Genomic DNA, 13291 nt, shown 5'->3' on the forward strand with positions numbered 1-13291 from the left:
GGGCGCAGCCGCCTTGCGTTCCCGCGATCGGTGTTAAGCTTGGCTTCCCCCCGGGCGCGCGGCGCACGACGGAGGCGGAGCTCGGCACGCCGGGCCCCGCTCCCGCACCTCCGGCGGCCAAGGCCGCCCCGCGGTCGCCCTGGAGAAAAAGGTGCGAAATGGGCGAGTTGCGGACAGGGATGGTTGACAAGATCGCGGCGATGCAGGACTTCGCGCTCTACCGCGATCTCGCGTGGGAGGGCACGTTCGAAGAGTACCTCCAGATCGTGCGCCAGAACCCGCAGGTGACGCGCAACGCGTTCCAGCGGGCGTACGACATGATCATCCGCTACGGCATCGAAGAGTACACGGACAACAAGAAGAAGCTCATCCGCTACAACTTCTTCAAGGATGAGATGAACGGCGGCGCCGACGCCGTGTACGGGCTCGACATCCCGCTGATGCGGCTCGTCCACGTGCTCCGGGCCGCCTCCGAGGGGTACGGCCCGGAGAAGCGCGTCATCCTGCTCCACGGGCCGGTCGGCTCGTCGAAGTCGACGATCGCGCGGCTGCTCAAGAAGGGGATCGAGCACTACTCGACGACCCCCGACGGCGCGCTCTACACCTTCGACTGGGTGAACCTCGACGACGTCGGCATGGCCGGGACGGAGAGCTCCCGCTTCAAGTGCCCGATGCACGAGGAGCCGCTGCGCCTCGTGCCGCCGTCCTGGCGCGACCGCGCGTTCCGCGAGCTCGGCCTGTCGAGCCCGCAGTTCCACGTCCGCACCGAGGGCGACCTCGACCCGGCGTGCCGCTTCATCTTCAACCGCCTGATGGACAAGTACGGCGGCGACTGGTCGAAGGTCATGCAGCACGTGCGCGTGCGCCGCCTCGTGCTCAGCGAGAAGGACCGCGTCGGCATCGGCACCTTCCAGCCGAAGGACGAGAAGAACCAGGACTCGACCGAGCTCACCGGCGACATCAACTACCGCAAGATCGCCGAGTACGGCTCGGACTCGGACCCGCGCGCCTTCAACTTCGACGGCGAGTTCAACATCGCGAACCGCGGCATCGTCGAGTTCATCGAGGTGCTGAAGCTCGACGTCGCCTTCCTCTACGACCTGCTCGGCGCGTCGCAGGAGCACAAGATCAAGCCGAAGAAGTTCGCCCAGACCGACGTCGACGAGGTCATCATCGGCCACACGAACGAGGCCGAGTACAAGAAGCTCCTGAACAACGAGTTCATGGAGGCGCTCCGCGACCGCACCATCAAGATCGATATCCCCTACATCACCAAGGTGTCGGAGGAGATCCGGATCTACGAGAAGGACTTCAACAAGGAGAAGATCCGCGGCAAGCACATCGCCCCTCACACGCTCGAGGTCGCCGCGATGTGGGCCGCGCTCACCCGGCTCGAGGACCCGAAGAAGCACAACCTCTCGCTCGTCCAGAAGATGAAGCTCTACGACGGCAAGGTCCTGCCCGGCTACACGCAGGACACCGTGAAGGAGCTCCGCAAGGAGGCGTCGCGCGAGGGCATGGAAGGGATCAGCCCCCGCTACGTGCAGGACAAGATCTCGAACGCGCTCGTGAACGACCTCGGCGAGGGGACGATCAACCCCTTCATGGTCATGAGCGAGCTCGAGAAGGGCCTGCGCCACCACTCGCTCATCACGAACGACGAGCAGCGCAAGCGCTACACCGAGTGCATCGGGATGGTGAAGCGCGAGTACGAGGAGATCGTCAAGAACGAGGTGCAGCGGGCGATCAGCGCCGACGAGGACGCGATCCAGAAGCTCGCCGCGAACTACATCGACTCGATCAAGGCCTACACCCTGAAGGAGAAGGTGAAGGACCGCTTCACCCGCGAGGACGTCGAGCCGGACGAGCGGCTGATGCGCTCGATCGAGGAGAAGATCGACATCCCCGAGAACCGGAAGGACGACTTCCGCCGCGAGATCATGAACTACATCGGCGCGCTCGCGGTCGACGGCAAGAAGTTCGAGTGGCACACGAACGACCGGCTCCGCCGCGCCCTCGAGCTCAAGCTGTTCGAGGACCAGAAGGACGCGATCAAGCTCCAGACCCTGGTGTCGAGCGTCATCGACAAGGAGACGCAGGAGAAGATCGACATCATCAAGACCCGGATGATCAAGTACTTCGGGTACAACGAGGTCTCGGCGCGCGACGTGCTCGACTACGTGGCCAGCATCTACGCGCGCGGCGACACGAAGTAGCCGCCCCGGGCGCGGCGCCTCGCGCGCCGCGCCCCCCGCGCCCCGGGATCACCCCTCGCGCCTGAGCTTCGCGATCTCGCGCTCCAGCGAGGCCACCGTCCGCTTGAGGTCGCGGACCTCCTCGACGGTCGCCAGGCCCATCGCCTTGGCGAACGTCTCCTTCTGCTCCGCCGTGAACGAGGAGACCCGACCGGGCACGCTCATCGCCGTCATGAACAGCCGCATGAACCGCTCGTCCTGCATCAGCTTCGCCACGTTCGGGTTCGCGGCGAGCTTCATCCCCTCGGAGACCAGTTTGTCCTTGAGCGCCATGCGCGCAGCCTAGCCGACTTTCGAGCGGGCGCGTCAGCCCACCTCGACCAGGACCGCGGTGATGTTGTCCCGCCCCCCGCGCCGGTTCGCGAGCTCGATGAAGAGGTCGACCGCCGTGTCGCCGCCCTTCGAGGCGATGCTCGCGATCTCCTCCTCGGCGTGGAGATAGCCGTGCAGCCCGTCGGAGCAGAGCAGGTATCGATCCCCCGCCTCCACGGCCACGATCGAGGTGTCGACCTCGACATAGTCCCTGTTGCCCACCGCGCGCGTGATCACGTTGCGGTGCGGCGAGCTCCTCGCCTCGTCCGGGGAGATGAGCCCGTTCTTGATCTGCCACGCGATCAGCGTGTGGTCCTCGGTCATCTGCACCGCGGTCCCGTTGCGGACCTGGTAGATGCGGCTGTCGCCCACCTGCCCGGTCACCAGCGCGCCGCCCACGATGAGCGCCGCGCTGATCGTCGTGCCCATGCCGCTCTTGTCGCGGTCGAGCTCGGCGATGGCGAAGACCATGTACGTCGCCGCCTGGATCGCGCCCTCGAGGATCCGCAGCACGGCGCGCGCCTTGGGCTGCGTGAGCGGCGCGTCGGGATCGCCGATGGCGGGCAGCCCGCGCTTGACCATGCCGTAGATCGTCTCGACCGCCTCGGCGCTGGCGACCTCGCCCGCCGCGTGCCCGCCCATCCCGTCCGCGACGATGTAGAGGCGGAGCTCGTCGTCCCGGAAGAACGCGTCCTCATTGGCGCGCCGGTGGCGCCCGACGTCGGTGCGGCCAAATGATTGGATCCTCATCGAGCTTGCCCGGTCCTTCGATCGCCGCCCGTGGGGAGAGCCCCGAGGCGCCGGCGCGACTATCGCACGATAAACTTCTTCAGCGGGGCCTGTCGAGTGGGCGACGGCTCGGTTAGGATGGACCCGCCAGCCATGGCACGAAGCTTCTCCGCCACCTGTGGGCCGGATGGCCTTCTCCACCACCTGGCCGACCTGCGCAGCGCCGTCCCGTCGGCCTCGGGCGGGGTCGTCTTCGTCTCCGGGCAGCTCGCCCAGCGCGCCTCGGGCGTCGCCGAGCTCGTCCGTAGCACGTGGCGCGGCATCCCCGCCTGCGTCGTGCCCGCCGCGGGCGTGCTCAGCGAGCGCGGCGAGATCGAGGGGGACACCGGCGCGAGCGGCGTGCTCTGGTCCGGCGGGCAGGTCACGCCGTTCGCGCTGCCCGAGCGCGCCGAGGAGCCGGTCCGCCTCCTGCGCGAGACCCTCGCCCGCATCGTCGGCCGCCGCTCCGCGACCGCGATCCTCTTCGTACGGCCCGGGGCGTTCGCCCCCGAGACGCTCGAGGCGCTCGCCTCCACCGCGCCCAGCACGTGCCTGTTCGGCGCCGGGACCGCGTCCGGCGCCGCCATCGGCGTCACCGCCCAGGGCGAGCTGCTCGAGGGCGCGACGACCGGCCTCGCCATCACCGGGCTCGCCCCGCCCCTCGTCGACGCCTCGCCCGCCGTCCGACTGCTCTCCGGCTTCCACCCCATCGAGGACGTGAGCGGCGGGGTCGTGCTCCGCGCCGGCGGGCGGCCGGCGCTCGACCTCCTGTCCGCCGCGACCGCCGCGCTCGGCGAGCAGCCCAGCCCCCAGCACCTCGTCCTCGCCGCGCTCGCCGACCCGCCCGATCCGCGCGGCGACGCGGCCGATCCGCGGGGCGAGGCCGCCGCGCCGGCGGCGCCCGGCGACGCGCGGTACGTGCTGCGGCCGGTCCGCGGCGTCGATCCGTCGCGGCGCGGGCTCCTGCTCGGCGACGACGCGAGGCCCGGGGTGCGCCTCGCCTTCGCGGTGCGCGACGCCGCCGCCGCCCGCGCCGGTCTCGAGGGGATCGCCCGGCAGGTGTCCCAGAGCGCGCTCGGGTCGGCCCCGCGCTTCGCGCTGTACCTGAGCTGCGCCGGTCGCGGCCAGGGCCTGTACGGGGCGCCCGACGTCGAGGCGCGCATCCTGCGCCAGCGCTTCGCGGACCTCCCCATCGCCGGCATGCACTCGAGCTTCGAGATCGCCCCCTGGGCGCCGGGCCAGGCCCGGCTCGCCCTCTACACCGGCGTGCTCGCGCTCTTCCGCGCGCCGAGCTGAGCGCCGCGCCCCCCGCCGCCGCACAGGTACCGCAGCACCTGGCGCCCCGCCGCCGCACAGGACGCCGCGCGCGTCAGCGCTCGCGGTACACCGCGACCACGGCGGAGGCCCGCCGCTGCACCTCGGCCTGGATCGCCGCGTAGCGCGGGTCCGCGCGCAGCGAGGCGAAGACGGGGCAGCGCTCCATCCAGACCAGGTCGAACAGGCCGTCGGCCAGCGAGAGCTCGAGCGCCTGCAGCGCGAGCTCCGATTTGCCCAGGAAGGCCGCGAGCTCCGCCTGGAGCTGCCGCAGGAACGACGTGCGCCGCAGCGCCGTGACGGGCGCGCTCGGGCCCGGCGCCAGCGTGGGCCGGTCGTCCGACAGCCGATCCGAAAGGACGTCCTCGATCAGCGGCACGAACGGGTCGGGGGCGTACGGGAAAGCGTCGCGCACGCGCCGCTGCGAGAGCGCCGCGAGCACCTCCGGGTCGCGCTGCCACATCACCTTGCGCATCCGGTAGACCGCGGGTCCTGATCCGCTGCCCGAGTTCGGCAGCGCCCTGATCACGTCCTCGCCGTCCGACCACCGGTCCTGGAGCGCGTACGCGCGCGCCAGCGCGTACGCCGCGAGCACCACCTCGGGATCGCGCGCCAGCGCGGACCGCGCACGCCGCGCGCCCTCCTCGAACGCGCCGCACTCGAGCAGGATGGTGCCGATGAGGCCCTCCGCCTCGGCGTTCCCGGATTGGGACGCGAGCGCGGCCTTGAGCTCCCGCATCGCCCCGATCACGTCGAGGCGCTGGAACCGCACCGACGCCATCGCGAGCCGCGCGTCCGGCAGCCCGGGCGCGGCGGCGGCGGCGCGCGCCGCCGCCTGCATGGCCAGATCGCCGCCCTGATCCGTGAAGAACCAGAAGCGCGAGCGCGCGAGCGCGTAGGCCGACAGGATCATCGGATCCTCGGGCGCGCGCGCGAGCGCCTGCTCGAAGAGCTCGATCGCGCGCGCCTGGTGCTCCGGCCAGTACCTCCGGTACTCGTGGCGCCCGCGCAGGAACAGGTCGAGCGCGACCGGATCGCTCGGCGCCGTGCGGCTCGGGGCGGCCGCGTCGAGGGTCAGCGCCGCCGCGACCGCCTCGGCCACCTCGTCGTTGATCCGCAGCACCTCGGCCTCGGGGCGGTCGAAGCGCTTCGCCCACAGCTGGAACCCGTCGGCGACGCAGACGAGCCGCGCGCTGATCCGCACCGTCCCGTCGCGCCGCCGCACCGAGCCGCCGACGACCACCTGCACCCCGAGCTCGCGCCCGAGCTCGCGCAGGTCGACCTCGCCGTCCGGGCGCCGCGGCAGCGACCCGCGCGACCTCACCCGCAGGCCCCGGGTCATCGAGAGCGTGTCGATGAGATCGTCGGTCAGCTCCTCGGCCAGGTACGCGTCGGACGGCGCGCCCTGGTTCGCGAACGGGAGGACCGCCACGCTCTTGCCGCCCGGCTCGTTCGACGAGGAGATCGGCCCAGAGATGACCCCGGAGACGCCGGAGATCGCCGTGCGCTCGTGCGGCGGCGTGAACGCCGGCGGGACGATCGTGGCCGGGCGCGTGAGCGACGCGAGCTCCTGCGCGGCGCTCTCGACGGACGCGTACCGCTCGTCGCGCGAGCGGGCCATGCAGCGGAGCACCACGCGCGCGAGCGCGTCGGGCAGGTCGGCGCGCCGGCGCCGCGGGTCCGGCGGGTCGGAGACGAGCCGCGCCGCGGCGACGGCGAGCGGCGCGTCGCCCTGCCACGCGCGCTCGCCCGTGAGCATCTCGTAGAGCATGGCGCCGAGCGCGTAGACGTCGGCGCGCGCGTCGATGTCCGCGGCGCCCTGCACCTGCTCGGGCGCCATGTACGCCGGCGTCCCCATGACCGCGCCCAGCGTCTTGCCCGCCTCGCCGTCCGGCACGATCGCGCGCGCGATCCCGAAGTCGGTCAGGACGACGCGCCCGTCGCGTCCGAGCAGCACGTTGTCCGGCTTGAGGTCGCGGTGGATGACGCCGGCCCGGTGCGCGGCCACGAGCCCCGCGCACACGCTCTCGACGATGTCCATGGCGCGGGCGACGGCGAGCCGCCGCTCGCGCGCGAGGAGCGCGGCGAGCGCCTCGCCCTCGATGAACTCCATCGTCAGGAACCGGTCGCCCTCGTGCTCGCCGATGTCGAAGACGCGCGCCACGTTCGGGTGCGTCACCTTGCGCGAGAGCCGCACCTCGCGCCGGAACCGATCGATCACCTCGGGCGCGCCGCTGAGCTCGCGCCGCAGCACCTTGACGGCGACGACCTCCTCGAGCTCCAGGTCGCGGGCGCGGTACACGCTCCCCATGCCGCCGATGCCGACCAGCCCGAGGAGCTCGTACCGGCCGGCGAGGACCTGGCGCGGGCCGGTCTCCGCCGCGGCGTTCGCGGGCTCGCCCCCCGCCCGGGCGCCGCTCGCCGGGAGCGGTGTGTCATGGATCGTGTCGTCCTTGAAGCTCTGCGGCATAGGGGAATCCGGGCCGTTGCCCCCCGCGCCCTGAGGGTAGCCCGGATCCGCGGGGCGAGCATTCGGTCGCCGCGGGAGCTCCAGCGCGGAGGTGCTAGTGTCCGCCGAGCATGGCAGAGGCGTCGAGCGCCATCGCGGTGGAATCGCTCTCCAAATCGTACCAGGTCCACGAGCGCGCCCCCGGCTTCGGGGCCATGGTGCGCTCGGTCTTCCGGCGCCGCACCCGGGTGGTCCACGCGGTCGAGGACCTCTCGTTCTCGATCGCGCCCGGCGAGCGCGTCGGCTTCCTGGGGCCGAACGGCGCGGGCAAGACGACCACGCTGAAGGTCCTCTCCGGCCTGCTCCACCCGTCGGGCGGCCGGGTCCGGGTGGCGGGCTTCGTCCCGCAGCACCGCGAGGTCGGCTTCCTCAAGCGGATCACCCTCGTCATGGGCCAGAAGCAGCAGCTCCTCTGGGACCTCCCCCCCGCCGAGACCTTCGCCCTGAACCGCGCCATCTACGGGATCAGTGAGGCGGATTTCAAGCAGACGCTCGGTGAGCTGGAAGACCTGCTCGGGATCGCCGCCATCGCCTCGAAGCCGACGCGGCAGCTCTCGCTCGGCGAGCGCATGAAGTGCGAGCTCGCGGCCGCCCTGCTGCACCGGCCGGAGATCCTGTTCCTCGACGAGCCGACGATCGGGCTCGACGTGGCGATGCAGCTCGGCGTGCGGGAGTTCATCCGCCGCTACAACGAGCAGCGCGGGGCCACGGTGGTGCTCACGTCCCATTACATGGACGACGTGGCGGCGCTCTGCCCCCGGGTCATCGTCATCGACAAGGGTCGGCTGCGCTACGACGGCGACCTCGCGGCGCTCGCCCGCAGCGTGCGGCCTCACAAGCGGATCGCGCTGCGCTTCGGCGGCCCGGTCGACCGGGCGCTCCTCGAGCGGGTCGGCGCCGTGCTCTCGTTCGATCCGGGCCGCGCGGTGCTGCAGGTGCCGCAGGAGGAGCTGCGCCAGGCCATGTCGTGGCTGCTCAGCCAGACCGACATCGCGGATCTCACGGTGGAGGATCCTCCCCTGGAGGAGGTGATGCGGGAGCTCTTCGCGGGCGAGGGGCGGGCCGGCGAGCCGGCGGGCGCCGCGGGCGAGGCCGCGTCGTGAGCGCGCTCTCCAGGGCGGGCCGGGCGTTCCCGACGCTGCTCCGCGTCGGGGTCGCGGCCGCGATGGCGTACCGGGCCGAGATGCTGATCTGGATGCTCACGACGACGATGCCGCTCGTGAGCCTCGCGCTCTGGTCGGCGGTGGCGGCGAGCGCGCCGGTCGGCCGCTTCGGGGCGAGCGATTTCACCGCGTATTTCCTGGCCATCCTCATCGTCCGGCAGATGACCGGCTCGTGGCTCGTGTGGGAGCTGAACATGGAGATCAAGAGCGGCGCCCTCTCGCAGCGCCTGCTCAAGCCGATCCACCCGCTCATCTCCTTCGCCGCCGACAACCTCGCGGCGCTCCCGCTGCGCGCGGCGCTCTGCCTGCCCATCGCGATCGTCGCCCTCGCCGTCACCTCGGGCGAGCGGTTCCAGCCGACGCCCCTCGAGCTCGGGATCTGGGCGGCGTCGCTCGTCGGCGCCTGGATGATCAACTTCTTCACGATGGCGCTGATCGGCTCGCTCGCGTTCGTGATCGAGAGCTCGACCGCGGTGTTCGAGGTCTACCTCGCGGCGTTCATGGTCTTCGCCGGCTACCTCGTCCCGATCGAGCTGTTCCCCGCGTGGCTCGGCGACGTCGCGCGGGCGCTGCCGTTCCGGTACAGCCTCGCGTTCCCGGTCGAGCTCATCACCGGCCTGCTCGCCCCGGGCCGCGCGCTCACCGAGCTCGCGGTGCAGTGGGCGTTCGCGCTCTTCACGGCCGCGGCGGCGCTCGTCGCGTGGCGCGCGGGCATCCGGCGGTTCTCGGCGTTCGGCGGGTGAGCGGCGTGCGTTACCTCCGGCTCCTCGCGACGCAGCTGCGCGTCTCGCTCGCGCTCGGGATGCAGTACCGGTGGGATTTCCTGCTCGGCGCGGTGATGACCGTCATCTGGACGCTGGTCGGGCTCGTCCCGCTCCACATCGCGCTCGCCGCCCGCCCGCCGGTCCAGGGCTGGACGTACGAGCGCGCGCTCGTCGTGGTCGGGTGGTTCACGCTCCTCAAGGGCATCCTCGAGGGGGCCGTGAACCCGTCGCTCATCAGCGTGGTCGACCAGATCCGCAAGGGCACGCTCGACTTCACGCTGCTCAAGCCGGCGGACGCGCAGTTCCTCGTCTCCACGGCCCGGTTCGAGGTCCGCAAGGTCGTGGACGCCGCGGCCGCGGCCGCGATCTTCGTCTATGCGTTCACGAAGATGGGCCGCGCCCCCGCGCCCTTCGACCTGGCGCTCTCGCTGTGCCTGCTCGTGACGGCGACGCTGGTGCTCTACTCGATCTGCATCCTCGTCATCTCCGCCGCGTTCTGGGTCGTGCGCCTCGACAACCTGGCTTACCTCTTCAACTCCCTGTTCGATTTCGCGCGCTGGCCGGTCACGATCTTCAACGGGTTCTGGCGCATCGCGTTCACCGTCGTCATCCCGCTCGCGCTGATGACCACCTACCCGGCGGAGGCGATGCTCGGCACCATCGCCCCGCGCACGGCCGCCGCCGCGGCGCTCGGGGCGCTCGCCTTCGGCGCCGTGGGCCGCGCGGTGTGGAAACGGGCGATAGGGCGGTATACGTCCGCGTCGAGCTGAGCCGCCGTGAGGACTTCCGGCGCGCGGCGCTGCGCACTACGCTCGTCGACTTGACCTCCTGGCGCGAGGAGGGGGCGGCATGGGGAAGGAGCCATGGTGGAGCACGGAGGGCTGACGCTCGAGGAGTTTGGCCGGAGCCTCCTCGATCTCACGATGACGGACGACGTGATTCGCCGGCGAGCGATATCCCTCCTGCCGCTCGCGCGCCGCGAGGAGCGGGAGCTCAAGATCCTCGGGAAGCCGTCGCGCCTCACGGTCGACTTCCAGGTCGGCGACGCGACGGTGACGCGCGGCGTGAGCGTCGCGGTCGATGTCTCGATCCCGCAGGTCCTGACGGTCCGGGTCGATACGGCCGGGGAGGCCGACGCGGCGGAGCATCGGCTCGACGCGACGATCGTGTTGCGCATCACGCCGAGGCCGCGCGCGCCGCTCGGGATCTACCTCGACGTGGCGGAGCCGGCGGCGGAGTCGGTGCTGTTCGCCGAGTCGCAGGTCGGCTCGAAGGACTACCTGCGCGCCCGGATCGAAGAGGAGGTGCGGAAGGAGCTCCTCCGCCTCGTGCGCGCCCGGATCGCGGAGACCGAGGCCGAGCGCACCCTCGATCTCGAGGAGCCGCTCGCCCGCGCGCTCGGGGCCGCTTTCGCCGACCCGGGCGGCCGCGAGGCGCCGCCGCCGAGCCGGCTGCGCGGCGCCGGCGCCGCGCTCCAGCAGGGCGGCGCGGCCCCGCACGGCGCTCCGGCCGGCGTGCTGGACGCGCAGCTGCGGACGTTCGGGAACGCCATGCCCCTCCAGGTGTGGACCGCGCGCCCGGACGGCAAGCTGAACTTCGTGAACCAGGCCGTCCTCGATTACTTCGATCGCACGGAAGACCAGATGCTCGGTGAGGGCTGGCTCTCCATGCTGCACCCGGACGACGTCCAGAAGACGATCGCGGTGTGGACCCGGAGCCTGGAGACCGGGCAGCCGTACGAGACGGAGTTCCGCCTGCGGCGCGCGAGCGACCAGAGCTACCGCGAGCACATGGTGAGGGCGCTGCCGCAGCGCGACGCGGCGGGGAACATCGTGCTGTGGATCGGCGGCACCACCGACGTGGCCGAGCTGCGCCGGGCCGAGGCCGCCCTGCGGCAGAGCGAGGCGCGTTACCGGCTCTTCGCGGAGGGGTCGAACGAGGGCATCTGGTTCTGGAACATCCGCGAGGACACGACGGAGTGGAGCGATCGCATGCTGGAGATGATGGGCGTCAGCCGCGAGGCGTGGGGCGGGACGTTCATGAGCTTCTTCGAGCGCTTGCACCCCGACGATCGGAGCCTCATGCAGGCCGCGCTCAAGGCGCACCTCGAGGAGCGGCGGCCGTTCGCGATCGAGTACCGGCTGCGGCACGAGGACGGGGAGTATCGCGACGTGTTCACCCGCGGCATGGCGGAGTGGGACGAGCGGGGCGTGCCGTTCCAGATGGCGGGCGGCGCGACCGACGTCACGGAGCAGAAGCGCCATCAGGCCATGCTGAAGGAGCGGCTCGAGATCATCGAGCGACAGCAGGAGGCGATCCGGGCGCTGTCGACGCCGATCATCGAGGTCTGGAAGGGGGTCCTGACGATGCCGGTGCTCGGCGTCCTCGACGAGCAGCGCTCGCAGCAGATGATGGAGGTGCTGCTCGAGGCCGTGGCGCGGACCCGGTGCCGTCACGCGATCATCGATCTGACGGGGGTGAGCGCGCTGGACGCGGCCACGGCCGATCACGTGCTGAGGCTCATCGACGCCGTCGCGATGCTCGGCGCGCAGGGGATCGTCGTCGGCATCCGGCCCGAGGTGGCGCAGACGGTGGTGTCGCTGGGGCTCGATCTGTCGAACATCAAGACGCTCTCGAACCTGCGGGAGGCGCTCCTCTTCGCGATGCAGTCGAGCGGGGTGTCGGTCCGGAGGCGGCGGAGGCGGCGGGATCTGCGCGAGGACGAGGACGAGGCGCCGCGCGCGCGGGGGCCGCTGCCCGAGCGCGACGGGTGACGCGTGAGCGGGCTCGATCCGTACCGCGATGCGCGGCCCAGCCTGGCCGCCGAGAACGAGCGGCTCCGCCGGGAGCTCGCCCGCCTGCGGCGCCGCCGCGCCTGGCCCGCGGCGGCGGCGCTCGGGGGTTACGTCGCGCTCGTCACGGCGCTGCGGGGCTGGCTGAACGGCGCCGACCCGGTACGCTACTGGGTCGCCCTCGTCGCGCTCCTCCTCGCGTTCGGCGTCAGCGTCGCGAGCGCCCTCTGGCTCATCGTGGGGCGCGACGACTGAGAGGCTCCATCCATGGCGAAGATCCCCTCCATCAAGCTCGGTCCATCGAACGTCGCCGCCGGCGCGGCGCGCCGCGTCGCGCTCGGCCTCGTGCTCCTCGTCGCGACGCTCTTCGTCGCGTGCACCACGGTGACGCGGATCGACGCCGCGCACGTGGGCATCCGGGTCAAGCTGGCTGGATCGAGCCGCGGCGTCGACGACATCCCGGTCGTGACCGGCTGGGTGTTCTACAACCCGCTCACCGAGCAGATCGTGCAGTTTCCGACGAGCGTGCAGAACGTGGTCTGGACGTCGTCGGCGCACGAGGGCCGGTCGGTCGACGAGTCGATCACCTTCTCGTCCTCCGAGGGGGTGAACGTGGGCGCGGACATCGGGATGTCCTTCCACATCGAGCCGGACAAGGCGCCTCACCTCTACCTGCGCTTCCGCGAGAACGACCTGATGCGGCTCGCGGACCGCTACGTGCGCAACGCGGTGCGCGAGGCGTTCAACTCGGTCGCGTCGAAGATGCCAGTCCAGGAGATCTACGGGTCGGGCAAGACGAGCCTCATCCACGACGTGATCAAGGAGCTCGAGGTGGTCCTCGAGAAGGACGGCATCCGGATCGATCAGCTGACCATCAACGGCGCGCTCCGGCTGCCCGAGAACGTGGCCGCGGCGATCAACCAGGCGATGGAGGCGACGCAGAAGGCGATCCAGGCCGAGAACCGGGTGCGCCAGGTGCGGGCCGAGGCCGAGCAGGCGATCGCGACGGCGCGCGGCGCGGCCGAGTCGGCGCGGGAGCGCGCCCGCGGCGAGGCGGACGCGCTGCTCATCCGCGCGCGGGCCGAGGCCAAGGCGAACACGATCATCCGGCTGTCGGCGACGCCTGCGGTGCTGCAGTACCGCGCGCTGGAGCGGTGGAACGGGCGACTTCCGGCGATGAACCAGGGTCCGCTGCCGATGCTGACGTTCGACATGAAGAGCGCGCTCGACAAGGACGCCGAGCAGAAGCTGGCCGAGCTGCTGGAGGAGACCGCGCCCGGGGGCGAGGCGGGCGCGGCGGACGGGGCGACGCCCGGCGCGGGCGGCGGCCAGGGGGACAGGGGCGCGAAGCCCGCGCAGCAGGCGCCTGCCGCGGCGCCCTGAGGGGCGCCTGCACGGCGTCGTCGCGCTCGCC

The 13291-nt window shown here is 71.7% G+C and carries 11 protein-coding genes; 8 read left to right on the forward strand and 3 right to left on the reverse strand.

The genetic code is table 11. The features are described 5' to 3' along the window. Nucleotides 1-158: 158 nt before the first annotated feature. The gene (locus WME83_RS40645; RefSeq protein ID WP_437315087.1) at nt 159-2216 is read left to right on the forward strand and encodes a PrkA family serine protein kinase; all 2058 of its coding nucleotides are present in this window, start codon (nt 159-161) and stop codon (nt 2214-2216) included. Between the two features lie 48 nt (nt 2217-2264). On the opposite strand, the gene WME83_RS40650 is transcribed toward WME83_RS40645, so the two are convergent. Next, on the reverse strand, nt 2265-2528 hold the full coding sequence (locus WME83_RS40650; RefSeq protein WP_020740040.1) for a hypothetical protein: 264 nt from the start codon (nt 2526-2528) through the stop codon (nt 2265-2267). A gap of 33 nt (nt 2529-2561) precedes the next feature. Continuing rightward, nucleotides 2562-3317, reverse strand: coding sequence for a PP2C family protein-serine/threonine phosphatase (locus WME83_RS40655; RefSeq protein WP_061626069.1), 756 nt, complete (start codon nt 3315-3317; stop codon nt 2562-2564). Between the two features lie 132 nt (nt 3318-3449). On the opposite strand from WME83_RS40655, the gene WME83_RS40660 reads away from it, so the two are divergent. Beyond that, complete coding sequence (locus WME83_RS40660) at nt 3450-4631, forward strand: FIST C-terminal domain-containing protein (RefSeq protein ID WP_437315088.1); 1182 nt, start codon at nt 3450-3452, stop codon at nt 4629-4631. 73 nt (nt 4632-4704) lie between these two features. Here the strand turns inward: WME83_RS40660 and WME83_RS40665 are convergent, their stop codons facing one another. After that, complete coding sequence (locus WME83_RS40665; protein ID WP_437315089.1) at nt 4705-7119, reverse strand: protein kinase domain-containing protein; 2415 nt, start codon at nt 7117-7119, stop codon at nt 4705-4707. A 110-nt stretch (nt 7120-7229) separates the two neighbouring features. On the opposite strand from WME83_RS40665, the gene WME83_RS40670 reads away from it, so the two are divergent. From WME83_RS40670 to WME83_RS40695, 6 genes are all read left to right on the forward strand, one after another. Then, nucleotides 7230-8261, forward strand: coding sequence for an ABC transporter ATP-binding protein (locus tag WME83_RS40670; RefSeq protein WP_437315090.1), 1032 nt, complete (start codon nt 7230-7232; stop codon nt 8259-8261). Further along, nucleotides 8258-9064 (forward strand): ABC transporter permease, encoded by an 807-nt coding sequence (locus WME83_RS40675; RefSeq protein ID WP_437315091.1) that lies wholly within the window; start codon nt 8258-8260, stop codon nt 9062-9064. Before WME83_RS40670 ends, WME83_RS40675 begins: the two co-directional genes overlap by 4 nt. Before the next feature lie 5 nt (nt 9065-9069). Further along, a complete protein-coding gene (locus WME83_RS40680) occupies nt 9070-9855 on the forward strand; it encodes an ABC transporter permease (RefSeq protein ID WP_437322100.1) in 786 nt (261 codons plus the stop codon). A gap of 93 nt (nt 9856-9948) precedes the next feature. Beyond that, complete coding sequence (locus WME83_RS40685; RefSeq protein ID WP_437315092.1) at nt 9949-11859, forward strand: PAS domain-containing protein; 1911 nt, start codon at nt 9949-9951, stop codon at nt 11857-11859. A gap of 3 nt (nt 11860-11862) precedes the next feature. After that, nucleotides 11863-12132 carry a hypothetical protein gene (locus WME83_RS40690; RefSeq protein WP_437315093.1) on the forward strand — a complete coding sequence of 90 codons (270 nt, stop codon included), beginning with the start codon at nt 11863-11865 and terminating at the stop codon, nt 12130-12132. Between the two features lie 12 nt (nt 12133-12144). Beyond that, nucleotides 12145-13260, forward strand: a complete 1116-nt coding sequence (locus WME83_RS40695; protein ID WP_437315094.1) for a prohibitin family protein — start codon at nt 12145-12147, stop codon at nt 13258-13260. Nucleotides 13261-13291 lie beyond the last annotated feature (31 nt).

Origin of the sequence: Sorangium sp. So ce385 (assembly GCF_051474135.1) — a bacterium.
In the GTDB taxonomy this organism is placed as follows: Bacteria; Myxococcota_A; Polyangia; order Polyangiales; family Polyangiaceae; genus Sorangium; species Sorangium cellulosum_D.

Excerpts from the sequence above, each read along its gene's own strand:
- WME83_RS40670 (WP_437315090.1), top strand. The coding sequence starts at position 7,230 with ATGGCAGAGGCGTCGAGCGCCATCGCGGTGGAATCGCTCTCCAAATCG.
- WME83_RS40650 (WP_020740040.1), bottom strand. The coding sequence starts at position 2,528 with ATGGCGCTCAAGGACAAACTGGTCTCCGAGGGGATGAAGCTCGCCGCG.
- WME83_RS40645 (WP_437315087.1), top strand. The coding sequence starts at position 159 with ATGGGCGAGTTGCGGACAGGGATGGTTGACAAGATCGCGGCGATGCAG.
- WME83_RS40695 (WP_437315094.1), top strand. The coding sequence starts at position 12,145 with ATGGCGAAGATCCCCTCCATCAAGCTCGGTCCATCGAACGTCGCCGCC.
- WME83_RS40665 (WP_437315089.1), bottom strand. The coding sequence starts at position 7,119 with ATGCCGCAGAGCTTCAAGGACGACACGATCCATGACACACCGCTCCCG.
- WME83_RS40655 (WP_061626069.1), bottom strand. The coding sequence starts at position 3,317 with ATGAGGATCCAATCATTTGGCCGCACCGACGTCGGGCGCCACCGGCGC.
- WME83_RS40685 (WP_437315092.1), top strand. The coding sequence starts at position 9,949 with ATGGTGGAGCACGGAGGGCTGACGCTCGAGGAGTTTGGCCGGAGCCTC.
- WME83_RS40660 (WP_437315088.1), top strand. The coding sequence starts at position 3,450 with ATGGCACGAAGCTTCTCCGCCACCTGTGGGCCGGATGGCCTTCTCCAC.